Raw genomic sequence first — 25,452 nt, forward strand, 5'->3', positions numbered from 1 at the left:
CCGAAACTGGGTGTTGACGAAAGCAAAAACCGCGCTATCATGGGCGGCTCACCTCGACGAAAGTCGGGGCGACAACGGAAGCAGGCGCTGAGGCCTCTTCCCCGGATCTTTGACAGTGTGCGCAGGTGACTTGTGCGGGCGTCTGGCAGGTGGATGACTGTCCATTTGCAGGGCGTTCGTAACAGAGTCTCCAAATCAATTCAAATGCAAGCAATTGCAAGCGAGTGGTTCTGGAGCTCGGTGACGACGACTGCACTCAAGAAATTGGCCAAGGTCCTTCGGGGCTGGAAGCCGCAAAACTTAAGTGAAGAGTTTGATCCTGGCTCAGAGTGAACGCTGGCGGTAGGCCTAACACATGCAAGTCGAACGGCAGCACGAGAGAGCTTGCTCTCTTGGTGGCGAGTGGCGGACGGGTGAGGAATACATCGGAATCTACCCTGTCGTGGGGGATAACCTCGGGAAACCGGGACTAATACCGCATACGACCTTCGGGTGAAAGTAGGGGATCGCAAGACCTTACGCGATTGGATGAGCCGATGTCGGATTAGCTTGTTGGCGGGGTAAAAGCCCACCAAGGCGACGATCCGTAGCTGGTCTGAGAGGATGATCAGCCACACTGGGACTGAGACACGGCCCAGACTCCTACGGGAGGCAGCAGTGGGGAATATTGGACAATGGGCGCAAGCCTGATCCAGCCATACCGCGTGGGTGAAGAAGGCCTTCGGGTTGTAAAGCCCTTTTGTTGGGAAAGAAAAGCAATCGGTTAATACCCGGTTGTCCTGACGGTACCCAAAGAATAAGCACCGGCTAACTTCGTGCCAGCAGCCGCGGTAATACGAAGGGTGCAAGCGTTACTCGGAATTACTGGGCGTAAAGCGTGCGTAGGTGGTTCGTTAAGTCTGATGTGAAAGCCCTGGGCTCAACCTGGGAATTGCATTGGATACTGGCGGGCTAGAGTGCGGTAGAGGGTAGTGGAATTCCCGGTGTAGCAGTGAAATGCGTAGAGATCGGGAGGAACATCCGTGGCGAAGGCGACTGCCTGGACCAGCACTGACACTGAGGCACGAAAGCGTGGGGAGCAAACAGGATTAGATACCCTGGTAGTCCACGCCCTAAACGATGCGAACTGGATGTTGGGAGCAATCTGGCTCTCAGTATCGAAGCTAACGCGTTAAGTTCGCCGCCTGGGGAGTACGGTCGCAAGACTGAAACTCAAAGGAATTGACGGGGGCCCGCACAAGCGGTGGAGTATGTGGTTTAATTCGATGCAACGCGAAGAACCTTACCTGGCCTTGACATGCACGGAACTTTCCAGAGATGGATTGGTGCCTTCGGGAACCGTGACACAGGTGCTGCATGGCTGTCGTCAGCTCGTGTCGTGAGATGTTGGGTTAAGTCCCGCAACGAGCGCAACCCTTGTCCTTAGTTGCCAGCACGTAATGGTGGGAACTCTAAGGAGACCGCCGGTGACAAACCGGAGGAAGGTGGGGATGACGTCAAGTCATCATGGCCCTTACGGCCAGGGCTACACACGTACTACAATGGGAAGGACAGAGGGCTGCAAACCCGCGAGGGCAAGCCAATCCCAGAAACCTTCTCTCAGTCCGGATCGGAGTCTGCAACTCGACTCCGTGAAGTCGGAATCGCTAGTAATCGCAGATCAGCATTGCTGCGGTGAATACGTTCCCGGGCCTTGTACACACCGCCCGTCACACCATGGGAGTTTGTTGCACCAGAAGCAGGTAGCTTAACCTTCGGGAGGGCGCTTGCCACGGTGTGGCCGATGACTGGGGTGAAGTCGTAACAAGGTAGCCGTATCGGAAGGTGCGGCTGGATCACCTCCTTTAGAGACTAAAGACAGCTAATTGCCTGTCAGGCGTCCGCACAAGTGACCTGCATCCAGGAGTTCCACGGCGAAAGCCGGGGGACCGACCCCTTTCGGGGCCATAGCTCAGCTGGGAGAGCACCTGCTTTGCAAGCAGGGGGTCGTCGGTTCGATCCCGACTGGCTCCACCATCTGGCAATGAAACATTGGGTCTGTAGCTCAGGTGGTTAGAGCGCACCCCTGATAAGGGTGAGGCCGGTGGTTCGAGTCCTCCCAGACCCACCATCCTGGATGTCGACAGCGCACACGAAGATCTGATTGGAGTCCGGCATTGTGGCCGGGGTCCTGTTCTTTGAAAAACTGGGACGTAGCGAGCGTTTGAGACGAATATCCAAACGTGTCGTAGAGGCTAAGGCGGGGGCATCAAGCCCCTAAACATTTGAATGTCGTTGATATTCGCGACGACTGGTTATGTGATCCCGAGGCGACTTGGGGTTATATGGTCAAGCGAATAAGCGCACACGGTGGATGCCTTGGCGGTCAGAGGCGATGAAGGACGTGGCAGCCTGCGAAAAGTGTCGGGGAGCTGGCAACAAGCTTTGATCCGGCAATGTCCGAATGGGGAAACCCACTCCGCAAGGAGTATCCAATGGTGAATACATAGCCATTGGAAGCGAACCCGGTGAACTGAAATATCTAAGTAACCGGAGGAAAAGAAATCAACCGAGATTCCCCCAGTAGCGACGAGCGAACGGGGAGCAGCCCAAAAGTTGTTCCGGTTCTAGCAAAGCAGTCTGGAAAGACTGGCCATAGAAGGTGACAGCCCTGTATGCGAAAGGGCCGGAATGATGAAAAGTGAGTAGGGCGGGGCACGTGAAACCCTGTCTGAACATGGGGGGACCATCCTCCAAGGCTAAATACTCCTGACCGACCGATAGTGAACCAGTACCGTGAGGGAAAGGCGAAAAGAACCCTGGTGAAGGGAGTGAAATAGACCCTGAAACCGTGTGCGTACAAGCAGTAGGAGCCCTTCGGGGTGACTGCGTACCTTTTGTATAATGGGTCAGCGACTTACTGTTCGTGGCGAGCTTAACCGTATAGGGGAGGCGAAGGGAAACCGAGTCTGATAAGGGCGCATAGTCGCGGGCAGTAGACCCGAAACCGGGTGATCTAGTCATGCCCAGGGTGAAGGTACCGTAACAGGTACTGGAGGCCCGAACCCACTCCCGTTGCAAAGGTAGGGGATGAGGTGTGATTAGGAGTGAAAAGCTAATCGAACCCGGAGATAGCTGGTTCTCCTCGAAAGCTATTTAGGTAGCGCCTCGCACGAATCTTCTTGGGGGTAGAGCACTGTTATGGCTAGGGGGTCATTGCGACTTACCAAACCATGGCAAACTCCGAATACCAAGACAGACTATGCGGGAGACACACGGCGGGTGCTAACGTTCGTCGTGAAAAGGGAAACAACCCAGACCCACAGCTAAGGTCCCAAATTACCGCTAAGTGGAAAACGATGTGGAAAGGCACAGACAGCCAGGAGGTTGGCTTAGAAGCAGCCATCCTTTAAAGAAAGCGTAATAGCTCACTGGTCGAGTCGGTCTGCGCGGAAGATTTAACGGGGCTAAGCGGTAAACCGAAGCTTGGGGTGCATACCTTCTGGTATGCGCGGTAGAGGAGCGTTCCGTAAGCCGGTGAAGGTGGATTGAGAAGTCTGCTGGAGGTATCGGAAGTGCGAATGCTGACATGAGTAACGATAATGCGGGTGAAAAGCCCGCACGCCGAAAGCCCAAGGTTTCCTTGCGCAACGTTAATCGACGCAGGGTGAGTCGGCCCCTAAGGCGAGGCAGAAATGCGTAGTCGATGGGAAGCTGGTTAATATTCCAGCACCTCGCACAAGTGCGATGGAGGGACGGAGAAGGTTAGGTCTACCGGGCGTTGGTTGTCCCGGGGAAAGGCGGTAGGAATGGATCTTTGGCAAATCCGGGATCCTTTATTCCGAGCACCGAGACGAGCTCATTAGAGCGAAGTGACTGATACCACGCTTCCAGGAAAAGCTCCTAAGCTTCAGCTTGTGCAGACCGTACCGTAAACCGACACAGGTGGGTAGGATGAGAATTCTCAGGCGCTTGAGAGAACTCGGGTGAAGGAACTAGGCAAAATGGTACCGTAACTTCGGGAGAAGGTACGCCCCCTTTGGTGGCCACATGCGTGGCTGGGCTGAGGGGGGCCGCAGATACCAGGCCGCTGCGACTGTTTATCAAAAACACAGCACTCTGCAAACACGAAAGTGGACGTATAGGGTGTGACGCCTGCCCGGTGCCGGAAGGTTAATTGATGGGGTCAGCCGCAAGGCGAAGCTCTTGATCGAAGCCCCGGTAAACGGCGGCCGTAACTATAACGGTCCTAAGGTAGCGAAATTCCTTGTCGGGTAAGTTCCGACCTGCACGAATGGCGTAACGACAGCGGCGCTGTCTCCACCCGAGACTCAGTGAAATTGAAATCGCTGTGAAGATGCAGCGTTCCCGTGGCAAGACGGAAAGACCCCGTGAACCTTTACTATAGCTTCACACTGAACGTTGAGTTCGTCTGTGTAGGATAGGTGGGAGGCTGTGAAACTGTGGCGCTAGCTGCAGTGGAGCCATCCTTGAAATACCACCCTGTCGTGCTTGACGTTCTAACCTGGGCCCGTAATCCGGGTCGGGGACCGTGTGTGGTGGGTAGTTTGACTGGGGCGGTCTCCTCCCAAAGAGTAACGGAGGAGCTCGAAGGTACGCTCAGCGCGGTCGGACATCGCGCACTGTGTGCAAAGGCATAAGCGTGCTTGACTGCAAGATCGACGGATCAAGCAGGTACGAAAGTAGGACTTAGTGATCCGGTGGTTCTGTATGGAAGGGCCATCGCTCAACGGATAAAAGGTACTCCGGGGATAACAGGCTGATACCGCCCAAGAGTTCATATCGACGGCGGTGTTTGGCACCTCGATGTCGGCTCATCACATCCTGGGGCTGTAGTCGGTCCCAAGGGTATGGCTGTTCGCCATTTAAAGTGGTACGCGAGCTGGGTTCAGAACGTCGTGAGACAGTTCGGTCCCTATCTGCCATGGGCGTTGGAGATTTGAGAGGGGCTGCTCCTAGTACGAGAGGACCGGAGTGGACGAATCTCTGGTGTTCCGGTTGTCACGCCAGTGGCATTGCCGGGTAGCTATATTCGGAAGCGATAACCGCTGAAAGCATCTAAGCGGGAAGCGCGCCTCAAGATGAGATCTCCCGGGGCACAAGCCCCCTGAAGGAACCATCAAGACCAGGTGGTTGATAGGCAGGGTGTGTAAGCACAGCAATGTGTTGAGCTAACCTGTACTAATGATCCGTGTGGCTTGACCATATAACCTCAAGTGGCCTTGGACTCGACGGCACGTCGATGTTCGAACCAAAAGTTTCGCTACGTCCCAACTTATTCGCCAACGGCAGACCCGTTCCATGGGTTTGTTCCGAGGCAACCAACGAGAGCGTGTGCGCGTTGAACAGGCCAATCCACCGGCTTCGCGACCCTCCACCCTCTCCCTGGTGACAATAGCTGCGTGGAACCACCCGATCCCATCCCGAACTCGGAAGTGAAACGCGCACGCGCCGATGGTAGTGTGCATCTAGCATGCGAGAGTAGGTCATTGCCAGGGTCTTTACCCCGAAACCCCGCAACCCAGGTTGCGGGGTTTCTTTTTTGACGCAACGTCCCTGCCGCTGCTGGAAATGCAGGATTCGGGAGTTGAGGATTTCCCGTCAGGCGGCCGCGACTGCGGCCGGAGTACGGTCAGAACAAAGTCAGAGAACGGTCGGCGGTTCGCTTCCCACGATGACCACGTCGGCCGGGCGCCGTGCGAACAGGCCGACGCTGACGACCCCGGGGATCTGGTTGAGCTCGCGTTCGAGGACCAGCGGTTCGGTGATCCGCAGCCCGTGCACGTCCAGGATCCAGTTGCCGTTGTCGGTTTCCACGCCCTCGCGCCAGACCGGCTGCGCGCCGGTGGCGGCGACGATCGCACGGGCCACCAGGCTGCGGGCCATCGGAATCACCTCGACCGGCAGCGGGAACCGGCCCAGGACATCGACCTGCTTGCTCGGGTCGATGATGCAGATGAACTTGTCGCTGGCTTCGGCGATGATCTTTTCGCGCGTGAGGGCGGCGCCGCCGCCCTTGATCAGGCACTTCCTGGGGTCGCACTCGTCGGCGCCGTCGACGTAGAGCGCCAGCCGGCCGGCGTTGTTGAGGTCGATCACCTCGATGCCGTGCCCGCGCAGGCGCGCGCTGCTCTGGTCGGAACTCGAGACGGCGCCCTCGATCCTGTGTCGCAGGCCTGCCAGCGCATCGATGAAGTAGGCCACCGTGGAACCGGTGCCGACGCCGACGATCATGCCGTCTTCGACGAATTCAATGGCCTTTTCGGCGGCGATCCGCTTGGCTTCGGTCATGGGGCGTGATTGGTGGTTGGTGATTGGTGATTCGCAGGAGCGGCTTCAGCCACGACTCGTGGCCATCATGGCCGGGGGAAGGCGCCGCCAGTCACTTCGCTTCCAGTGCCAGCAGTACTTTCCACTGCGCAGCCGTGACCGGCAGCACCGACAGCCGCGATCCCTTGCGGATCAGCGCGAACTCCTCGCCCAGGGCGTCGGCGTGCGCGCGGATGGTTTCCAGCGGAATCGGTGCGTCGAGCTTGCGCACGAAGCCGACGTCGACCAGGAACCAGCGCGGTTCCTCGCGCGTTGTCTTGGGATCGAAGTATTTCGACTTCTTCTGGAACTGGGTCGGGTCCGGGTAGGCGGTGCTGGCGACCTCGGCGACGCCGTAGACACCGGGAACGTCGCAATTGGAGTGGTAGAACAGCACGCCGTCGCCTATCTGCATGCCGTCGCGCATGAAGTTGCGCGCCTGGTAGTTGCGCACACCGGTCCACGGTTCGGTGCCGACGCGCTGCAGGTCGTCGATCGAGAAGTCCGTTGGCTCGGATTTCATCAGCCAGTAGCGCTTGCGTGGGCTCATCGGGATTCTTGCGGGGCCGCCAGGGTGTCGAGTTCGGTACAGACCGCGTCCATGGGCACGTCCCAGGGCTCGGCCGCGATCGCGTCCACCTGCTGCGAGGCGAATGCGGCGCCCACCAGCCACGGCGGGGCGGCGCGCCCGCGACGGAACGCGAAGCTGCGATCGTACCAGCCCGCGCCCATGCCCAGGCGCCGACAGCGGGCGTCGAAGGCGACCAGCGGCGCGACGACGAGCGCCATGTCATCGGCGGCAAGCAGGTTGTCGATGGCGACGTCGGGTTCGGGGATTCCGTACCGGTTCGAGACCAGTGCGTCGCCCGGGCGCCACGGCGCGAAGCGCAGCACATCGCCGTGCAGCACCGGCAGGCAGTAGGTCAGCGTGGAGGGGAGGCGCAGCTGCCAGGCATGCAGCCCGATTTCACCGTCGACCGCCCAGTAGCCGGCAACGTGGCCGTCGCGTGGTGCGAAAGGAAGGGCCATCAGGCGTTCGGCCAGGCGCTCGGCCGCGGCGATGCGCTCGCTTGCGGGCGTCGCGCGGCGAAGTTCGCGGATGGAACGGCGCAGTGCCTTGCCGCCCTGGCTCATGCCCGGTCCGTCCGCGTAGCGACGGCAGCAGGCGCGCCGCGATGTGCGTGCGAATCAGCCCCCGCAGGCAATGAATACGTCCTCCGCCATGTCGATGCATGCCAAACGACCTTGAACCCGGGGTTCAAGTGGGAGCGCCGGGAATCCATCGGGCTTACCGCTGCGAGGCGGGCTTGCACACCCGGTTTCCACTGCGCCCCCGTGGTCGTCATTAAGGGACAAGGCGTATGTTTGTGCACGCCGTCGATCACGGCAGAGAACGCACGCGCAGTATAGCGCGCGGGTACGCAGCGACACGCCCGCCTGTCGGCTGGCGTTCATGGCACATGGGGTCAGGGTGCCGCGCGCGGCGCTCAGGCATCGAGCAGTGCATCGAGCTTGCGCTGCAGTTCGCCCAGCGTGCGCGTGATCTCGGTGTCGCGACGTTCGGTCTCGTCGCGCAGCTGCTGCAGTTCGTGGGCGAAGTTGAGCGCGGCCAGCACCGCGACGCGGTCGATCGCGGCCATGCGGTTGGCGCCGCGCACCTCGCGCATCCGCGTGTCCAGCAGTTTGGCGGCCGCCATCAGGCCCTCGCGTTCGCCCGGTTCGACGCCGACGGTGTATTCGCGGTCGAGGATGCGGACGCTGGCCGGTTCGTTGCCGCTCATGTGTGCTGCTCCAGCGACTTGAGCCGCGCGATCATCGCCTCGACGCGTGAGCGCGCCTGTTCGTTCTTGGCCAGCAACTGGGCGCGTTCCCCGGCCAGCTGTTCATGCTGCTGGCGCAGGCTGCGGTTTTCCTCGGCCAGCCGCTGGCTGCGATCGGCCACTGCATCCAGACGCCCGGCGAGCGCACGCAGTTGTTCGATCACGTCGGGGCTGTCCATGTCGGCACGATAGGCACGCGGCGGGGGGCGGTCAAGGCGCCGCCGGGGCGGCACCGGCCGGGCGGCGGCCCCACTGCTGGACGAAGGCCAGGCAGGCGTGCGCCTCCAGCGGCGGCGAGATCCAGAACCCCTGCACCTCGTCGCAGGCGTGGTCGCGCAGGAAGTGCATCTGGGCCTCGGTCTCCACGCCCTCGGCGACCACGTTCAGGCCCAGCGAGTGGGCCATCGTGATCACCGTGCTGGTGATGGCGGCGTCGTCCGGGTCGCGGCTGAGGTCGCCGATGAATTCCTTGTCGATCTTGATCGTCGTGATCGGCAGGCGCTTGAGGTAGGCGAGCGAGGAATAGCCTGTACCGAAGTCGTCGATCGCCAGCGAGACGCCCAGCTGGCGGAATGCCTGCAGCTTGTTGGCGGTCTGCGCCGCGTTGGCCATCAGCACGCTTTCGGTCAGTTCGAGTTCCAGTGCGCCGGGCGGCACGCCGGTGTCGGCCAGGATGCGGCGCACCACGTCGGGGAAGTTGCCGCGCAGCAGCTGCAGCACCGACATGTTGACCGCCATGCCCAGCTCGTGCAGGCCGTGCTGGCGCCAGCGGTGCAGGGTCAGGCAGGCCTCGCGCAGGACCCATTCACCGATCTCCAGGATCAGGCCGCTTTCCTCGGCCAGCGGAATGAACTCGCTCGGGGGGATCTCGCCGTACTTCGCGCTGTTCCAGCGCAGCAGCGCCTCTACGCCGGTGATGCGCGAACTGCCGAGTGCCAGCCGCGGCTGGTAGACAAGGTGCAGCTCGTTGCGGTCGATGACCTTGCGCAGCGCACCGGCGATGGTCGCGCGCTGCCGGATCGACATGTCCATCGAGTCGTCATAGCGCACGAAGGTGCGGCGCCCGGCGGCCTTGGCCTGGTACATCGCGGTGTCGGCCTGCTTGAGCAGCTCGGTCGGCACCTGGCCGTGGTCGGGATAGATGCTGATGCCGATCGAAGGCGAGATCGAAACCTCCTGGCGCTCGTCGATGATCAGCGGCGCCTCGAACGCCATGATGACCTCGCGCGCGGTCCGGTCGGCCTCGCCGGGGTCGTCGAGGTTTTCCAGCACCACCGTGAACTCGTCGCCGCTCAGGCGGGCGACGGTGTGGTGCTGGCCGACGGTCTGCTGCAGGCGCACCGCGGCCGAGCGCAGGATGCGGTCGCCGGCCGCGTGGCCGAGCGAGTCGTTGATGTCCTTGAAGCGGTCCAGGTCGAGGAACAGCACCGCCACGCGGTTGTTCTCGCGCCGCGCACGCACGATGGCGCGCGACAGCCGCTCCGAGAGCAGGCTGCGGTTGGGCAGGTTGGTCAGGGTGTCGAAGTTGGCCAGGTAGCGCAGCTCCTGTTCGGCGCGCTTTTGCTGGGTGATGTCGCTGAGCACCGCGACGTACAGCGGTGGCTCGCCCTCGACGCCCGGCACGGTGCCGGTCTCGATCGCGCACAGGAATTCCTCGCCGTCCTTGCGTCGCTGCCACATCTCGCCGGAGAAACGTCCCTGGCGGATGGCGATGTCGCGCACGTGCCGGTAGAAGGCCGGGTCGTGCTGGCTGCTGTCGAGCAGGTCCGCGCTGCGCCCGGCGACCTCGGCGTCCTCGTAGCCGGTCATGCGGGTGAAGGCCGGGTTGACCGAGACGAAGCGGAAGTCGCGGTCGAGGACGGTCACCGCCTCGTTCATGTTGCGCAGCACGGCGCTGGCGATCATGCGCTCGCGCTCGACCTGGCGGTCGCCGGTGATGTTGAGCGCGGTGCCGGCCATGCGCACGACCTTGCCGTCGCGGTCGCGTTCCACTGCGCGCCCGCGGGCGCGGATCCAGACCCACTCGCCATTGGTGTCGAGCACGCGGTGCTCGGAGCGGAACATCCGCGTCGCGCCGTCGAGGTAGGCCTGCAGGCGTTCGCGCGCGAGCGGCAGGTCGTCGGGGTGGATCACCTGGTCCAGTTCGACCGGCCCGGGCAGGCGCGGCAGGCTGTCATCGACCGTTTCGTCGGGCTGCGCGCGCAGCAGCTTGCCGGTGGACAGGTCGTAGTCCCAGTAGTGTTCGCCGGTGGCCCAGAGCGCCAGCTTCAGGCGCTCCTCGCGTTCACGCAGCTGGGACACGTAGGCGCGCTCGCTGCGCCGCCGGAGTGTGGTCAGGACGGCCAGTGCGGCGACCAGCACCAGCACCAGGAGGAGGAATCCCAGCATCAGCAGGTCGGCGTGATCGGTCAAGGCACCCCCCTCGCCGCCTCCCCGCGGCCGAGGCAGTGTAATCCAGATACGAAAGCGGAAGTGCGCCGCGGCCACGCCGGTCGCGTTGCTACACTAGCGGCCCCTGATTCCGGTCATTCGCCTTGTCGCCGGCCCTGCCTGCCCTGCATGAAATAGAAGACGCCAGCCGCGCGCTGGGCCTCGGCGTCGGCGCGTCGGAACTGCACGGTTCGCTGTGCGGCTGGCTTGCCGGCGGCGGTGGCGACGGCGCGGACTGGCTGGGCAAGGTGCTGGCGGACGATGCCCGGCCCAGCGTCGTCGAGGGCAGTGCCCTGGACCGGATGGCGAAGGCCAGCGCGGCGCAGTTCGAGGACGGCAATTTCGGTTTCGCCCTGTTGCTGCCCGATGGCGACGCCGGCCTGGCCGAGCGCAGCGGTGCGCTGTTCGAGTGGTGCCGCGGGTTCCTCGGCGCATTCGGCCTGGCGGCGGGCAAGGACCCGCCGCTGTCGGAGGAAGGCAGCGAAGCGCTGGCCGATATCGCGCGCCTGGCCGCCGCGAAGCCGCAGGACGACGGTGACGAGGAGGACGAGCAGGCGCTCGTCGAGATCGAGGAATTCGTGCGCGTGGCGACCTTGCTGCTGCACGGCGACTGCGCACTCGGACCCCGGCACCGCAATTCCCTCAACTGACCGGCCCGCGGCCGGCGCCAACGCATTCCGCAAGACATGGCACGTATTCCTTCGATCCCGCGCACCCGCTACGCGCGCCGCCGCAGGCAGCTCATGCGCATGGCCGGCAACGACGCGATCCTGGTACTGCCCGCCGCGCCCGAGCGCGTGCGCAGCCGTGATACCCACTATCCGTACCGGCAGGATTCGGACCTGCTGTACCTGGCCGGCTTCCCGGAGCCGGAGGCCGTGCTGGTGCTGGTGCCCGGCCGCAAGCACGGCGAGAGCCTGCTGTTCTGCCGCGAGCGCGACCCTGACCGCGAGGCCTGGGACGGGCCGCGCATCGGCCCGGAGGGCGCGGTCGAGGCATTCGGCATGGACGACGCCTACGCGATCGACGACATCGACGAGATCCTGCCCGGCCTGCTCGAAGGCCGCACCCGGGTGTACTACCACTTCGGGCGCGACACCGACTTCGACCTCAAGCTGATCGGCTGGGTCAACCGCGTGCGCGCGCAGGTGCGGCGCGGCGCGCAGTCGCCGCACGAATTCCTCGAACTGGGCCACCTGCTCGACGAGATGCGCCTGTTCAAGACCGCCGACGAACTCAGGCTGATGCGCAAGGCCGCGCAGGTCACCGTGCTCGCGCATCAGGCGGCGATGCGCGCGGCGCGGCCGGGCGTGCACGAGTACGAGCTGCAGGCGGAGATCGAGCGCGTGTTCCGCGCCCACGACGGCTACCCGGCCTACGGCACCATCGTCGGTGCCGGCGCCAACGGCTGCGTGCTGCACTACATCGCCAACGCCGCGAAGGCGAAGGACGGCGACCTGGTGCTGGTCGATGCCGGCGCGGAGATCGGCGGCTACGCGGCCGACATCACGCGCACGTTCCCGGTCAACGGCCGCTTCGGCAAGGCGCAGCGCGCGCTGCACGACCTGGTCGGCGCCGCGCAGGCCGCCGCGCTGGCGCAGGCGCGGCCGGGCGTGCCGTACGCGGCCGGCCACGATGCCGCGGTCGAGACCCTGACCGAAGGCCTGCTCCGGCTGGGCCTGCTCAAGGGCAAGCTGGAAAAGAACATCGCCGACGGCAGCTACCGGCGCTTCTACCGCCACAAGACCGGGCACTGGATCGGCCTGGACGTGCACGACGTCGGTGATTACCGCATCGACGGCGAATCGCGCCTGCTCGAGCCGGGGATGGTGTTCACCATCGAACCGGGCCTCTACATCGCGCCGGATGACACCTCGGTCGCGGCGAAGTGGCGCGGCATCGGCATCCGCACGGAGGACGACGTGGCCGTCACCGAGGACGGCCACGAAGTGCTGACCGAAGGGCTGGCGCGCAGCGCCGACGAGATCGAAGCGTTCATGGCGGCACGGTAGCGCGGGCAGCCTGCCTGCGCGCCATCGCCGCGGGCATTCCGGCCTGCCTGAGGGAAGGCCGGGGCCTCCGCGCCGCCAGGGTCACCCCAGGTTCGCGAACTCCTCGCGGGTCAGGTTCACCGGTGCGTCGTCCGTGCACACCACGTCGTCCTCGATGCGGATGCCGCCGTACGGGCGGAAGGCGTCCACGCGCGACCAGTCGACGGCGTCGGCATGGCCGTCCTGCCTGAGTTTCTCCAGCAGCATGTCGATGAAGTACACGCCCGGTTCGATGGTCACCACCATGCCGGGCTCCAGCACGCGGGTCAGGCGCAGGAACGGGTGGCCGTCGGGCGGTTCGATCCTGCCGCCGGCGTCGGAGGCGGCGAAGCCGGCGACGTCGTGCACCTGCAGACCGATGCCGTGGCCCAGGCCGTGCGGGAAGAACGCGGCGCTCACGCCCTTCGCCAGCGCCTCCTCGGGCGAGACCTTGAGCACGCCGAAGTCCTTCAGCACCGCGGCCAGCGCCAGGTGTGCGTCCAGGTGCAGCTGCTTGTAGTCGGTGCCGGCGCGGACGTCGGCGCAGAGTTTCTGCTGCGCGACGTCGACCGCGTCGATCATCGACTGGAATTCGTCGGAAGCGTCGGCCGAGTAGGTGCGCGTGATGTCGCAGGCATAGCCGGCGTGGCTGGCACCGGCGTCGATCAGGAAGCTGCGCACCGGCTTGGGCGGCAGGCGCCCGAGTTCGGTGTAGTGCAGCACCGCGCCGTGCTCGTTGAGGGCGACGATGTTGCCGTAGGGCAGCTCGGTGCTGTCCTGGCCGGCAGCCTGGCAGTAGGCCAGGTGGATGCCGAATTCACTGGCGCCGGCGCGGAAGGCGCGCTCGGCGGCGCGGTGCGCGCGCACGCCGCGGCGCGTGGCCTCGCGCATCATCGCGATCTCGTACGGCGTCTTGTAGGCGCGCTGGTATTCGAGGTAGTCGACCACCGCCGGCGGGTTGTCGGGCTTGAACGCACCGTACTGGCCCAGTGCACTCTGCGGTTCGCCGAGGATCGCGCAGCGGGTGGCGTTTTTCGGCAGGTGCCGCTGCGCCTCGTCGGCGCTGCGGATCACGACCACGTCGAAGTGCTCCGGCCAGTAGCCGGACGGGGCTTCCGGCACCACGTGCCAGTAGTCGTGCGGCTGCAGGTAGACCAGCTTCGGCCGCTGTCCCGGCGTGTACACCAGCCAACTGCCGGGATTGCGGACCAGCGGCAGCCAGGCCTTGAACTGCGGATTGACGGCGTACGGGTAGTCGCGGTCGTCGAACACCTGGTAATGCAGGGTGCCGCTGGGCACGACGAGGTGGTCGAGGCCGGCGCGTTCGAGCGCGGTGTCGGCGCGTTGCTTGAGGACGTCCAGGTGCCCGGCGTACAGGGCGGCAATGTCTTGGGTCATCGGTGGGGTGCGATGGAAGTGTCCCGGCATTCTGCCGCAACCGCCATGCCGCTGCAGCGACACGGCGCGGAATGGCCCGTGCGCGGGCCGGGGCGATCGGGGCTATTCGTACTGGCCGCCGGGCGCCTCGATCCACTTCTGCAGCCGCGCCATGTGCCTGGGCGGGACGGCGATGAAGCGCAGGCCGATCCAGGCCTGGCCGGGGGCGCTGGCGCGGTCCATCCACAGCAGGTGCGCGCCGACCTCGATCGCCTCGCCCTTCCCCTGCTCGTCGGGCAGGGTGAACTGCAGCTGGTAGAGCGCGTCGTCGACGAGGCTTTCGTTCGCGATCAGCAGCATGCCGCTCTCGGACAGGTTGCCGATGTGGCCGACGACGCGCTCGGTCATCGCGTCGGTGACCAGGATGGTATCGGCGGCCTTGCGGCGGCGTGCGCGGCGGAACTCGTTGATCATTTCGACTCCAGCAGCGCCGGTTCGTCGCCACGGCCGGCAAAGCTGCGCAGCGCACTGACCGCCGCCTGCCAGGCGCGGTCGACCAGGCGCCCGCGTTCGGCGGTGACGATGCGTGCCTGGCCGGCGGTGATCATGCGCGCCAGGGTGTCGAGGGAATACTCGCCGACGCGCTGGCCGCGCTGGTTGACGAACAGCGCGTTGTCGGTGACCGGGCTGAACCAGGACAGGCGCCGGCGCACGAAATCGCCCTGCTGGTTGGTGACGAATTCGATCCAGGTGCCGAACGGCAGCACCCGCAGCTGTTCGTAGCGCCCCTGTTCCGCGGGCGTGCGCGGCGGCAGCTTCGGGCGCTTGGCCCTGGCGGGGTCCTCGCCAAGGCGCGCGCGCGCCTTGAGCTTGACCGCCAGCTCCGTGCGCGAAGCGGGATCGTCCTCGCCCTCGGGCACCGCCCGGGTGAGGCGCTGGGCGATGACGTCGGCTTCGTCGGCGTGGTAGCCGACCTGGGCCAGCGCCTCGGCCACGTGCGTGGTCAGCGCCGGGTCGGCGGGAGTGTCGTCGTTGCTGCAGGCGGCGACGATCTCCTGCGTGGCCTGCACCTGCCGCCGCCATTCCTCCGAACCTTCGCCCTGGCGCAGCAGCGTGAGGGTGAGCACGTCGGCCCAGGCCTGGTTGAGCAGGGCACGCACGAACTTGGCCAGGCGCCGCTCGCCGATGATCGCCGCGAGCGTCTCGCCGGCGCGGGTCTTGGCGACCTCCAGCTTCTCCTTGCCGCGCGCGGCCTCGACGTGGCGGCGCTCGAGCAGCTCGGCCTTGCGCACCTGCTCCTGCAGGTGGGATTCGAGCTTGTTGTTGCTGGCGTCGAAGACCGCCTCGTCGCCGTCGTAGTTCTCGACCACGTGGGTGACGGCCTGCTGCAGCGGCAGCAGCATCTGCGGGTCGTAGTCGTCCTTGTCCAGCCATCGGGCCGCGGACTCGGCGACGGTGTTGAGCAGCCGCCGTGCCGGGTGGTGGCCGCGGACGAAGAACGCGCGGTCCTGCAGCGCGACGCGCAGCAGCGGCAGCTGCAGCCGGCGGATCAGCGCGGCGCCGGGGGCGTCGGCCCGGATCTCTTCCTCGATCTGGCCGTAGAGCATCGACAGCAGTTCGAAGGTGTCGTTGTCGCGCTGCGACAGCGCCGCGCCCTTGCCGTGGCGCTGGCGGGCCTGGGCCAGCAGGGTCTGCTTGATGTCGTGCAGGCTGCGGTTGTTGCCGGTGGCCGAGGGCGGCTGCGCCTGCAGCACGCCCAGCGCCTGGAATACGTCGCCGGTGCTCAGCTCCTCGCGCGGCCCGGTCGGCCGGCTGGGCCGCAGCTTGCCGATGAGCGCGCGGCGCCCGGACATGAGCTGCTGCAGCATGTCCAGCGAGGCCTGCTCGTCGTCGCCGTCCGGGTCGTCCCAGGATTCGCCCATCCAGGCCGTATGCGGCCGCATCTGCGCGGATGCGGAGCCGCCGCGCGGCGGCGCGCGGCGCGCGCCTTCGCCGCGGTCCGAGACGCGTCGCCTGGGGTGGCCGCCGCTGGCACTGCCGTGATCGTCGCCGGGGCCTGGTTCCGGACCTGGACCCGGGCCCGATTCCGCTGCCGGCGGGCTGTCATCGCTCCGGGCCGCGTCGCCACGGCCACGGCCGTTGCCTGTCGCGCTGCCGGCCGGGGTTTCCGCCGCGCGCTGCGCCGTGGCGCGCGCGCGCACGGGGACGAAGGTCAGGCCGGGCAGGATGCCGGCGATGTCCATCGCCTCGTCCAGCTTCTCCAGGGTGCGTGCGTAGTTCGCCATCACCAGCCGGTCGAAGATGCGGTACAGCAGCAGCCGGGCCTCGTAGGGGACCTGCAGCGTCTGGCTGGCGCTGCGCATGGCGCGGCACAGCGCGCGCGGCCCCAGCGGGATGCGTTCGGCGTCGAAGGCCGGGCTGCCGGCCAGCACGCCGTAGCGCTGGCCCAGCAGGTGCAGCGGCAGCGCCGCGCGCGACTCCTGGCGGCTGGCGACCTCGCGCAGCACCGCGTCCTCGTCCATCACCTCGTCCTCGACCAGGCTCAGGGCGTGGAACGGCACGGGTTCTTCCCGTTCGGGCTTGGCGGTCACGGGCCTGGCGGTGCGGATCGCGGCGACGCCGGCTTCGAGCTCCTGCATGAAGCTCGGGATCAGGTCCGAGCGGTTCATGCGCAGCGTGCGCAGGGTCTGCATGTAGTTCGACTCGGCGCCCGGGTTGCGCGCCAGGTCCGCGAGCCGGAACAGCTCCTGTTCGAACTCCCGCAGCATGTTGCCGAGGCTGCCGTCGAGCTCGGCCGTGACCAGCGACAACGCCTGCTCGAGCGCCTTGCGCACGCGCCGCGGCAAGCCGGCCGCGGCGAGCGTGCGCGGCGTGGCATCGTTCGATGGTGTCGAAGCGGACATGGATTCGATTTGTGCTTCCCCCTGCCGCTGCTTCTTATCACGCCCCGCGGGCGAGGGCCAGCGTACGGATTCCAGGCGGGCCTGCGGCCATCGTTGCCGCCGCGCGATCGACGCTGACCCGCTCCGGGTCAGGCGTCGAGGAACAGGGCGATCACGTCGTTGCCGAAACGGCGGCCCAGCGCGGTCGGGACGACGTGGTCGCCGTCGACCTGCAGCCAGCCGCTGGCGGTTGCGCGTGCCAGCGGCGCGGCGATTGCGGCGCGCGGCAGCCCCGTGCGCGCCTCGAACTGCGCCAGGGTGAATCCTTCCACCAGCCGCAGCGCGTTGAGCATGTATTCGAACGGTCGCCGCGCGGGCTCGATCCGCTCCTCGCCGCCGATTGCCTCCGCCTTGCCGGCCACTGCCAGGTAGGCGGTCGGGTGCTTGCGTTTCCAGCGCCGCACGATCGCCTGCTCCGCGCCCAGCGTGAGCTTGCCGTGCGCGCCGGCGCCGATGCCCAGGTAATCGCCGAAGCGCCAGTAGTTGAGGTTGTGCGCGCACTGCCGGTCCGGACGCGCATAGGCGCTGACCTCGTACTGCGCGTAGCCGGCGTCGGCAAGCATCTGCTGGCAGCGTCCCTGCATGTCCCAGGCCGCGTCCTCGTCGGGGATGCCCTGCGGCGGTTTGGCGGCGAACACGGTATTGGGCTCCAGCGTCAGCTGGTAGTGCGAGACGTGCGCCGGCTGCAGCGCCAGCGCGCGCTCGATGTCGCGCTCGGCCATCGCCAGCGTCTGACCGGGCAGGGCGTACATCAGGTCGAGGTTGAAGTTGTCGTAGCCGGCGTCCTGCGCGAGTTTCACCGCCGCGTCCGCCTCGGCGCTGTCGTGGATGCGGCCCAGCCGTTGCAGCACCGCGTCATCGAAGGTCTGCACGCCGAAGCTCAGGCGGTTCACGCCGGCGGCACGGTAGTGCTCGAAGCGGCCATGCTCGGCGGTGCCCGGGTTGGTTTCCAGCGTGATCTCCAGCCCCGGCGCGAAGCGCAGGCGCGCGCTGGCGCCCTGCAGGAAGGCGTCGATCGCCGCGGCCGGGAACAGGCTCGGCGTGCCGCCGCCGAAGAACACGCTGTGCACCGTGCGGCCCCAAGCCAGCGGCAGGTCGAAGTCCAGGTCCGCCAGCAGGGCATCGACGTACTGGGCGAACGGAGGGGCGCCGCCGGCGCCGCGGAATTCGTGCGAGTTGAAGTCGCAGTACGGGCACTTGCGCACGCACCAGGGCAGGTGGACGTACAGCGACAGCGGCGGCGGAATGAGCATGGCGCCCTTCGGTCAATCGAGCAGTACAGGGCTGATACTGGCCCTGGGGCGGGCCGACCGAACAGCATTGGCGATGTCGCGGAAGAAGTCGGAGGGGCCGCCAAGATAGCTGATCCCGTGGTCCAAGAGTCGATGGAGTCGGCGTTTGCCGTCGGCGCGCTTCATGTAGATCAGAAGCCCCGACACGACTGCCTTGCGCTTGTCTTTGCAGTCGTCGTACACCAGCTCGTCGATGTCTTCGATGCGCAGGGTGCGCCAGCGATAGAATGTCATGAAATTGGCATATCGAAGTGTGCCCGCGGACCGGTCGATGACGGCACGCTGCAAGGCAATGGATGCGCCGATGGCCGAGACGAGTGCGGTAGTCGCCAAGGTGAAGATGGCGACTTCGACAGCGGACTCGCCGTCATAGAGCAGGCATCCACCGACGATGACAGCGGCGACCAGGCCAACCCCTCCCACGGTGAGGAACAGCTGCGGTTGCGTTCGGTAGCGGGAAATCTGTGACACGGTTGTCACGCTCCGGAGAAAGTTGCCAATCGGTCGGCCAGCAGTTTCATCGCCTGGCCGCGATGGCTCAGCTGGTTCTTGAGCACCGGCGGCATTTCCGCCGCGCTCTGCGCGCGAGTGGGGTCGAAGAACACCGGGTCGTAGCCGTGACCACCCTTGCCGCGTCGCGCATGAAGGATCAATCCGTCCCAGCGTCCCTCGATGATGATGGGCTGCGGGTCTTCGGCGTGTTGCAGCCATGCCAGCACGCAGATGAAATGTGCTGTACGCGCTTCATCGGGTACGTTGGCCAACTCTGCCAGCAGCTTGTCGATGTTGGCCTCTGCGTCGCCGTGGTTGCCGGCATACCGCGCCGAATACAGTCCGGGCGCGCCACCGAGCGCATCAACGCACAGCCCCGAGTCATCTGCCAGCGCCGGCAGCCCGGTCACACGCGCGGCATGGCGGGCCTTGAGCAGGGCGTTCTCTACGAAGCTCAGGCCGGTTTCCTCGATGTCGCCGACGTCCAGTTCGCCCTGCGCAATGCAGTCGATGCCGGCGTCGCCGAGCAACTGCCGGAATTCGGCGAGCTTGCCGGCGTTGCTGCTGGCCACCACGATGCGGGTCATGCGGGCGTTCCTGCGCCGTGCGCTACGACGCGATGCCGAGTGCCTCGCGCTGCGCGGCGAACAGCCGCGTGCAGCCCGCTTCGGCCAGCGCCAGCAGCGCGTCGAGTTCGTCGCGGCGGAAGGCGTGGCCCTCGGCCGTGCCCTGCAGTTCGATGAAGCCGCCGCCGTCGTTCATCACCACGTTCATGTCGGTGTCGCAGTCGCTGTCCTCGGCGTAGTCGAGGTCGAGCACGGGCACGCCGCGGTAGATGCCGACCGACACCGCGGCCACCGCGCCGACGATCGGCTGGCGGTTGCACGACGGCAGCTTGATCGCGCGCTTGTCGAGCAGGCCCTGCACTGCGTCGGCCAGCGCCACGTAGGCGCCGGTGATCGCCGCGGTGCGGGTGCCGCCGTCGGCCTGCAGCACGTCGCAGTCCAGGGTGATGGTGCGCTCGCCGAGCAGGCCGCGGTCGATGCAGGCGCGCAGCGAGCGGCCGATCAGGCGCTGGATTTCCAGCGTGCGCCCGCCCTGCTTGCCGCGCGCGGCCTCGCGGTCGCTGCGGGTGTGGGTGGCGCGCGGCAGCATGCCGTATTCGGCGGTCACCCAGCCCTCGCCCTTGCCGCGCAGGAACGCCGGCACGCGATTCTCGACGCTGGCCGTGCACAGCACGCGGGTGTCGCCGAAGCTCACCAGTACCGAGCCTTCGGCATGGCGGGTGAAGCCGCGTTCGATGCGCACCTCGCGCAACTGGTCGGGGCTGCGGCCGCTGGGGCGGGTAATCGAAGTCATCGGAGGCGCCGGAACAGGGCGCGTGAGTTTAGCAGGCGGGTCGGCGGCGACCGCCGCGTGCAGCGCCTGCTTCGCGCGCCGCCTGCGGCCGTCGCGGCGCGGGTGGCATACTTTCCGCCCGGGCGCCTGCCGCCGACAGTACGGAAACCCCGCATGATCCGCAGCATGACCGCCTTCGCCGCCGGCGAGCGCAGCACCGAATGGGGCACGCTCGGCTGCGAGATGCGCGCGGTCAACCACCGCTTCCTCGAGCTGGGCGTGCGCCTGCCCGATGAGCTGCGGCTGCTGGAGCCGGCGCTGCGCGAGCGCGTGTCGGCGCGGGTCGCGCGCGGCAAGGTCGACCTCACCCTGCGCCTGCGCGCGAGCGAAGGCGGCGGCAGCCTGCAGGTCAACGAGGCGCTGCTGCGGCAGCTGGGCGCGCTGGCCCGCGATATGGACGCGGACTTCCCCGCGCTGCGCACGCAGTTCACCGAACTGCTGCAGTTCCCCGGCGTCATGCAGTCGAAGGCGGGCGATCCCGCGGCGCTGCAGGCGCAGGCGCTGGCGCTGCTGGACGAGGTGCTCGACGACTTCATCGCCGCGCGCGAGCGCGAGGGCGGCAAGCTGGTCGCCGCGATCCTCGAGCGCGTCGACGGCATCGCCGCGCAGGCCGCGCAGGTCCGCACGCTGATCCCCGACATCCGCGCCGGCCAGCGCGCCAAGCTCGTCGCGCGCCTGGCCGAACTGGCCCAGGCCGCGGACCCCGGCCGCGTCGAGCAGGAGCTGGTGCTGTCGCTGCAGAAGCTCGACGTGGACGAGGAACTCGACCGCCTCGACAGCCACGTCGTCGAGATCCGCCGCATCTTCACCCAGGAAAAGCCGGTCGGCCGGCGCCTGGACTTCCTGCTGCAGGAGTTCAACCGCGAAGCCAACACCCTGGGCTCGAAGTCCGTCGACGCGCGCACCAGCAACATCGCGGTGGAGCTGAAGGTGCTGATCGACCAGATCCGCGAGCAGGTGCAGAACATTGAGTAGCCGGGAACCGGGAACCGGGAACCGGGAATGGGAAGCGCGTTCTTCCCGTGCCTGTGCGTGCCCGGGTATTGCCGCCCGCGAACGCACCGTGCCCGCACGGCTGCCGGTTTCTTTTACGATTTCCCTTCCCCGACTCCCGGTTCCCGGCTCCTGATGCGCGGCACCCTCTTCATCGTCGCCGCGCCCTCCGGCGCGGGGAAATCCAGCATCGTCAACGCCTGCCTGGCGCGCGATGCCAACGTCTGCCTGTCGATTTCCTACACCTCGCGCGCGCCGCGGCCGGGCGAGCGCCACGACGAGCATTACCACTTCGTCGGCAAGGACGAGTTCGCGCGCATGATCGAGGCCGGCGACTTTTTCGAGCATGCGCTGGTGCACGGCGACTGGAAGGGCACGGCGCGGCAGTCGGTGGAGCCGCAGCTGGCGGCCGGGCGCGACGTGCTGCTGGAGATCGACTGGCAAGGCGCGCGCCAGGTGCGCACGCAGGTGCCGGACGCGGTGGGCGTGTTCATCCTGCCGCCCTCGCGCCGTGCGCTGGACGAGCGCATGCGCAAGCGCGGGCAGGACAGCGAGGCCGTCATGGCCCGCCGCCTGGCCGCGGCGCGCGAGGAGATGTCGCACTACGCGGAATTCGACTACGTGATCGTCAACGAGCACTTCGACACCGCCGTCGACGAGATGTGCGCGATCTTCGCCGCCAGCCGCCTGCGTCGCGAGGTCCAGGCGCAACGGCACCGCGAGCTGATCGCGGCGCTGCTGGAAGGCGAGTAGGCGCAGCGCCCCCGAAGCTTTTGTGCAGGAGCGGCTTCAGCCGCGAGCTTGTGCCTGCAGGTCAAGTTCCCATCCCGCTTGTCCGCAAGACGGCGGGCGCGAAGCGGTTCCGGGTCCCCGGCCCCGGCCCGCTCCGGCCGAAACGCTCGCGGCTGAAGCCGCTCCTGCAGGCCACGCCGGTCCCCCGGATGCCGCAAGTCATTGATTTCAAGGCCGGCAGCTTGTGCAGGACACCGGCAGTCCCGTAAAATCCGCGGTCCCCTGTCTATTGAATCGACGGCCCGACCGGCCGCCGGGAGAGTTATGGCCCGCATCACCGTGGAAGATTGCCTGGAAGTCGTCGACAACCGCTTCGAGCTCGTCATGATGGCCGCCAAGCGCGCGCGCCAGCTGGCCAATGGCGTCGAGGCGCAGATCGACAATTCCGAGAACGACGACAAGCCGACGGTGCTCGCCCTGCGCGAGATCGCGGCCCGCCGCATCGACGAGGACTACATCGACGCCGTCGACAAGGCCGAGCGCGAGCGCAAGGAGCGCGAGGCGCTGGAATGGGCCGCCGCCGAGGTGGTCGCCGACGAGGACATGTCCAAGGGCGACGATCTGTAAAGCCGGGACCGGGGTCCAGGACCTGGGATCCGGAAAAGCGGATCCGGCGCTTCCCGCCCATGCCGGTTGATTTTGCGGCCCCGCGAATGCGGGGCCGTGTCATTCGTGGCCCCTGAACATCGCCGGCTGGGGACGCGTGAGTGGCCTTTGGCGCTTCCGAAACCCGGGTCCCGATTCCCAAATCCCGGCATTTGGCCTTAGGCTCGTCCCATGACCCCCGCCGAGCCTGCCCATCTCGAGCACCCGCTGCCCGCGGACGATGCGATCCCGGACTACGTCCAGGACCTGGAGCGGGCCACCGACTACCTGACGGCCGAGCAGCGCGCGCTGCTGCGCCGGGCCTGGGCGGTGGGCGCGGCGGCCCATGCCGGCCAGATGCGCAAGTCCGGCGAGCCCTACATCACCCATCCGGTAGCGGTGGCGCGAGTGCTGGCCGAGCAGAACGTCGACGTCGAGACCCTGGTCGCGGCGATCCTGCACGACACCATCGAGGACACCCCGGTCGACCGCGCGCAGCTGGCCGCGGAATTCGGCGAAACCGTGGCCGAGCTGGTCGACGGCGTCACCAAGCTCGACAAGCTCAAGTTCCAGGACCGCCAGGAAGCCGCCGCGGAAAGTTTCCGCAAGATGCTGCTGGCGATGGCGCGCGACCTGCGCGTGATCCTGATCAAGCTCGCCGACCGCCTGCACAACATGCGCACCCTGGGCGCGCAGGGCGAGGAGGCGCGCCAGCGCATCGCCCGCGAGACGCTGGAGATCTACGCGCCGATCGCCCAGCGCCTGGGCATGAACCTGATCAAGACCGAACTGCAGGACCTGGGCTTCCGCGCGCTGCATCCGATCCGCCACGCGGTGCTGGAAAAACGCATCCGCGCCCAGCCGCTGGTGCGGCGCGAGGCGCTGGCGCGGATCGAGGCGCAGCTGGCGCAGAAGCTCGCCAACGAGGGTCTGGAGTCGCGGCTGGTGAGTCGCGTCAAGTCGCCGTGGAGCATCTACAACAAGATGCAGGCCGAAGGAAAAACGTTCACCCAGGTGATGGACGTGTTCGGCTTCCGCGTCATCGTCGGCACCGTCGCCGACTGTTACCACGCGCTGGGCGTGGTGCATTCGGTGTACAAACCGCTGGACGGCCGCTTCCGCGACTTCATCGCCATCCCCAAGGCCAACGGCTACCAGTCGCTGCACACGGTGCTGTTCGGTCCCTACGGCTCGCCGATCGAGGTCCAGATCCGCACCGCGGAGATGGACCTGATCGCCGAACGCGGCATCGCCGCGCACTGGACCTACAAGCACGGCGGCGAGGCGCCCAACAGTGCGCAGGTGCGCGCGCATTCGTGGATCCGCAGCCTGCTCGAATCGCAGCGCGGCACCGGTTCGTCGCTGGAGTTCCTGGAGAACGTCAAGGTCGACCTGTTCCCGGACGAGGTGTACCTGTTCACGCCCAAGGGCGACATCATGGCGCTGCCGCGCAACTCCACCGCGCTCGACTTCGCCTACGCGGTGCACACCGACGTCGGCAACCAGGCGGTGGCCGCGCGCGTGGACCGCAAGCTGGTGCCGCTGCGCACCAAGCTGGCAAGCGGGCAGAAGGTGGAGATCGTCACCGCCAAGTCGTCCAGCCCCAAGCCGCAGTGGCTGGAGTTCGTGGTCACCGGCAAGGCGCGCACCGCGATCCGCCACCAGCTCAAGCACCTGGAGCACGAGGATGCGATGCAGCTGGGCCACCGCATGCTCGACCGTGCGCTGGAGGAGCGCGGCAGTTCGCTCGAACGCCTGCCGCCCGCGCGCCTGGACGCCTACCTGGGCGAACTGCGCTACCCGCGGCTGGAAGAGCTGCTGGCCGACATCGCGCTGGGCAACCGGATGCCGGCGCAGGTGGCGCAGGCGCTGACCCGCGACGAGGGCGGGACGCTCGATCTCGACACCGCCGCCATGCCGCGCAGCGGCGACAAGATCCTGATCACCGGCAACGAGCGCGGCATCATCACCTTCGCCTCGTGCTGCATGCCGATCCCCGGCGACGACATCATGGGCTACCACACCACCGGCCGCGGGATCATGGTGCACCGGCTCGAGTGCCCGAACGTCGCCGACTACCGCAAGTCGCCCGAACGCTGGGTGTCGATCGGCTGGGACCGCGACGTCAGCGGCGACTTCGGCGCCGCGCTGCGGGTGGAAGTCGACAACAGCCCGGGCGTGCTGGCGCAGGTGGCCGCGGCGATCGCCGGCGCGCACTCCAACATCGATGGCGTCGAATACCTGGAGCGCGACACCAACGTCGCCGCGATCCGGTTCTCGATCGAGGTCAAGAACCGCAAGCACCTGGCCGACGTGATCCGGCGTACGCGGCGGCTGCAGGTGGTGCACGGGGTGCAGAGGTTGTAGAGCAGCCGGGACTCGGGATCCGGGATCCGGGACTCGGGACTCGGAGGAGCGGGCCGCTGCACCGCGTTTCCCGTCGCGGGTTACGCTCCTGGTCCAGCGAGTCGTGCGTCCCGCCTTTTGCGTTTACGATTTCCCGAGTCCCGAGTCCCGAGTCCCGAACTCGCCGGCCCCCCGACTCCCCATTCCCATCCACAACTCCCGGTACCCATGCGCCAGCCCATCCAGACCGACAAAGCCCCTGCCGCCATCGGCCCGTACTCGCAGGCCGTGCGCTGCGGCGACACCGTGTACCTGTCCGGCCAGATCCCGATCGACCCGGCCACCGGCGAGCTGGTCGCCGGCGACATCGTCGCGCAGGCGCGGCGCGCGTTCGACAACCTCAAGGCCGTGTGCGAGGCGGCGGGCGGTTCGCTCGACGACATCGCCCGCGTGGGGCTGTACCTGACCAACCTGGGCCAGTTCGCGGAGGTCAACGCGGTGATGGCCGGGTACTTCAGCCAGCCGTACCCGGCGCGCTCGACGATCGAGGTGTCTGCGCTGCCCAAGGGCGCGGCGTTCGAGGTCGACGCGGTGATGGTGGCCGGCTGATCCGACACCGCCGTCCCTGCAGGAGCGGCTGAAGCCG

At 66.6% G+C, this 25,452-nt stretch carries 20 protein-coding genes, 2 tRNA genes, 3 rRNA genes and 1 other RNA gene; 12 read left to right on the forward strand and 14 right to left on the reverse strand.

Annotation, left to right across the window (positions count from 1 at the left end):
* Positions 1-301: 301 nt before the first annotated feature.
* The 5 genes from ABD679_RS02655 to rrf all read left to right on the forward strand — a co-directional run bounded on the left by ABD679_RS02655 (position 302) and on the right by rrf (position 5,498).
* Positions 302-1,846, forward strand: a 16S ribosomal RNA gene (locus tag ABD679_RS02655).
* A gap of 94 nt (positions 1,847-1,940) precedes the next feature.
* Positions 1,941-2,016 (forward strand) — tRNA-Ala (locus tag ABD679_RS02660).
* Positions 2,017-2,033: 17 nt separating this feature from the next.
* Positions 2,034-2,110, forward strand: a tRNA-Ile gene (locus ABD679_RS02665).
* Between the two features lie 216 nt (positions 2,111-2,326).
* Positions 2,327-5,206: ribosomal RNA gene (locus ABD679_RS02670) — 23S ribosomal RNA — on the forward strand.
* 178 nt (positions 5,207-5,384) lie between these two features.
* Positions 5,385-5,498: ribosomal RNA gene (gene rrf, locus ABD679_RS02675) — 5S ribosomal RNA — on the forward strand.
* Together the 16S, 23S and 5S rRNA genes with 2 tRNA genes alongside form the textbook arrangement of a ribosomal RNA operon.
* Before the next feature lie 145 nt (positions 5,499-5,643).
* Here rrf and rpiA read toward each other — a convergent pair.
* The 7 genes from rpiA to ABD679_RS02710 form a co-directional block, all read right to left on the reverse strand.
* On the reverse strand, positions 5,644-6,291 hold the full coding sequence (rpiA, locus tag ABD679_RS02680; protein ID WP_344758398.1) for a ribose-5-phosphate isomerase RpiA: 648 nt from the start codon (positions 6,289-6,291) through the stop codon (positions 5,644-5,646).
* A 91-nt stretch (positions 6,292-6,382) separates the two neighbouring features.
* Entirely contained in the window at positions 6,383-6,859 is a 477-nt protein-coding gene (locus ABD679_RS02685) for an EVE domain-containing protein (RefSeq protein ID WP_344758399.1), read from the reverse strand.
* Positions 6,856-7,443, reverse strand: a complete 588-nt coding sequence (locus ABD679_RS02690) for a 5-formyltetrahydrofolate cyclo-ligase (RefSeq protein ID WP_344758400.1) — start codon at positions 7,441-7,443, stop codon at positions 6,856-6,858. Before ABD679_RS02690 ends, ABD679_RS02685 begins: the two co-directional genes overlap by 4 nt.
* 76 nt (positions 7,444-7,519) lie before the next feature.
* Positions 7,520-7,705: non-coding RNA, 6S RNA (ssrS, locus tag ABD679_RS02695), on the reverse strand.
* A 91-nt stretch (positions 7,706-7,796) separates the two neighbouring features.
* Complete coding sequence (locus tag ABD679_RS02700) at positions 7,797-8,090, reverse strand: cell division protein ZapA (RefSeq protein WP_344758401.1); 294 nt, start codon at positions 8,088-8,090, stop codon at positions 7,797-7,799.
* Positions 8,087-8,308: a TIGR02449 family protein gene (locus ABD679_RS02705; RefSeq protein WP_344758402.1), complete on the reverse strand. Its 222-nt coding sequence runs from the start codon at positions 8,306-8,308 to the stop codon at positions 8,087-8,089. The genes ABD679_RS02700 and ABD679_RS02705 overlap by 4 nt, the downstream gene beginning before the upstream one ends.
* A 31-nt stretch (positions 8,309-8,339) precedes the next feature.
* The gene (locus tag ABD679_RS02710; RefSeq protein ID WP_344758403.1) at positions 8,340-10,541 is read right to left on the reverse strand and encodes a putative bifunctional diguanylate cyclase/phosphodiesterase; all 2,202 of its coding nucleotides are present in this window, start codon (positions 10,539-10,541) and stop codon (positions 8,340-8,342) included.
* A gap of 122 nt (positions 10,542-10,663) precedes the next feature.
* Between ABD679_RS02710 and ABD679_RS02715 the strand changes: the two genes are divergently transcribed.
* Together ABD679_RS02715 and ABD679_RS02720 are read left to right on the forward strand one after the other, a co-directional pair.
* Positions 10,664-11,209, forward strand: coding sequence for a UPF0149 family protein (locus ABD679_RS02715; protein WP_344758404.1), 546 nt, complete (start codon positions 10,664-10,666; stop codon positions 11,207-11,209).
* A 36-nt stretch (positions 11,210-11,245) separates the two neighbouring features.
* Positions 11,246-12,571, forward strand: a complete 1,326-nt coding sequence (locus ABD679_RS02720; protein ID WP_344758405.1) for an aminopeptidase P N-terminal domain-containing protein — start codon at positions 11,246-11,248, stop codon at positions 12,569-12,571.
* A gap of 81 nt (positions 12,572-12,652) precedes the next feature.
* Here ABD679_RS02720 and pepQ read toward each other — a convergent pair whose 3' ends face one another.
* The 7 genes from pepQ to rph all read right to left on the reverse strand — a co-directional run bounded on the left by pepQ (position 12,653) and on the right by rph (position 20,051).
* Positions 12,653-13,987, reverse strand: a complete 1,335-nt coding sequence (gene pepQ, locus ABD679_RS02725; RefSeq protein ID WP_344758406.1) for a Xaa-Pro dipeptidase — start codon at positions 13,985-13,987, stop codon at positions 12,653-12,655.
* Positions 13,988-14,089: 102 nt separating this feature from the next.
* Positions 14,090-14,440 carry a PilZ domain-containing protein gene (locus tag ABD679_RS02730; RefSeq protein WP_344758407.1) on the reverse strand — a complete coding sequence of 117 codons (351 nt, stop codon included), beginning with the start codon at positions 14,438-14,440 and terminating at the stop codon, positions 14,090-14,092.
* On the reverse strand, positions 14,437-16,869 hold the full coding sequence (locus ABD679_RS02735) for a DUF1631 domain-containing protein (protein WP_344758408.1): 2,433 nt from the start codon (positions 16,867-16,869) through the stop codon (positions 14,437-14,439). Before ABD679_RS02735 ends, ABD679_RS02730 begins: the two co-directional genes overlap by 4 nt.
* Before the next feature lie 128 nt (positions 16,870-16,997).
* Positions 16,998-18,161 carry a radical SAM family heme chaperone HemW gene (hemW, locus tag ABD679_RS02740; RefSeq protein ID WP_344758409.1) on the reverse strand — a complete coding sequence of 388 codons (1,164 nt, stop codon included), beginning with the start codon at positions 18,159-18,161 and terminating at the stop codon, positions 16,998-17,000.
* 12 nt (positions 18,162-18,173) lie between these two features.
* A complete protein-coding gene (locus ABD679_RS02745; RefSeq protein ID WP_344758410.1) occupies positions 18,174-18,671 on the reverse strand; it encodes a hypothetical protein in 498 nt (165 codons plus the stop codon).
* Between the two features lie 5 nt (positions 18,672-18,676).
* A complete protein-coding gene (gene rdgB / locus ABD679_RS02750) occupies positions 18,677-19,279 on the reverse strand; it encodes an RdgB/HAM1 family non-canonical purine NTP pyrophosphatase (RefSeq protein WP_344758411.1) in 603 nt (200 codons plus the stop codon).
* Positions 19,280-19,301: 22 nt separating this feature from the next.
* Positions 19,302-20,051 (reverse strand): ribonuclease PH, encoded by a 750-nt coding sequence (gene rph, locus ABD679_RS02755; RefSeq protein ID WP_344758412.1) that lies wholly within the window; start codon positions 20,049-20,051, stop codon positions 19,302-19,304.
* Positions 20,052-20,204: 153 nt separating this feature from the next.
* On the opposite strand from rph, the gene ABD679_RS02760 reads away from it, so the two are divergent.
* The 5 genes from ABD679_RS02760 (at position 20,205) to ABD679_RS02780 (ending at position 25,415) form a co-directional block, all read left to right on the forward strand.
* Positions 20,205-21,065 (forward strand): YicC/YloC family endoribonuclease, encoded by an 861-nt coding sequence (locus ABD679_RS02760; RefSeq protein ID WP_344758413.1) that lies wholly within the window; start codon positions 20,205-20,207, stop codon positions 21,063-21,065.
* A gap of 153 nt (positions 21,066-21,218) precedes the next feature.
* Entirely contained in the window at positions 21,219-21,836 is a 618-nt protein-coding gene (gene gmk, locus ABD679_RS02765) for a guanylate kinase (protein ID WP_344758414.1), read from the forward strand.
* Positions 21,837-22,139: 303 nt separating this feature from the next.
* Positions 22,140-22,442 carry a DNA-directed RNA polymerase subunit omega gene (gene rpoZ / locus ABD679_RS02770; RefSeq protein WP_344758415.1) on the forward strand — a complete coding sequence of 101 codons (303 nt, stop codon included), beginning with the start codon at positions 22,140-22,142 and terminating at the stop codon, positions 22,440-22,442.
* 210 nt (positions 22,443-22,652) lie between these two features.
* Positions 22,653-24,827 carry a RelA/SpoT family protein gene (locus ABD679_RS02775; protein WP_344758416.1) on the forward strand — a complete coding sequence of 725 codons (2,175 nt, stop codon included), beginning with the start codon at positions 22,653-22,655 and terminating at the stop codon, positions 24,825-24,827.
* A 207-nt stretch (positions 24,828-25,034) separates the two neighbouring features.
* The gene (locus ABD679_RS02780) at positions 25,035-25,415 is read left to right on the forward strand and encodes a RidA family protein (RefSeq protein WP_344758417.1); all 381 of its coding nucleotides are present in this window, start codon (positions 25,035-25,037) and stop codon (positions 25,413-25,415) included.
* The last annotated feature ends 37 nt before the right edge of the window (positions 25,416-25,452 follow it).

The sequence above is a fragment of the Luteimonas lutimaris genome, assembly GCF_039537065.1.
Classification (GTDB): Bacteria; Pseudomonadota; Gammaproteobacteria; order Xanthomonadales; family Xanthomonadaceae; genus Luteimonas; species Luteimonas lutimaris.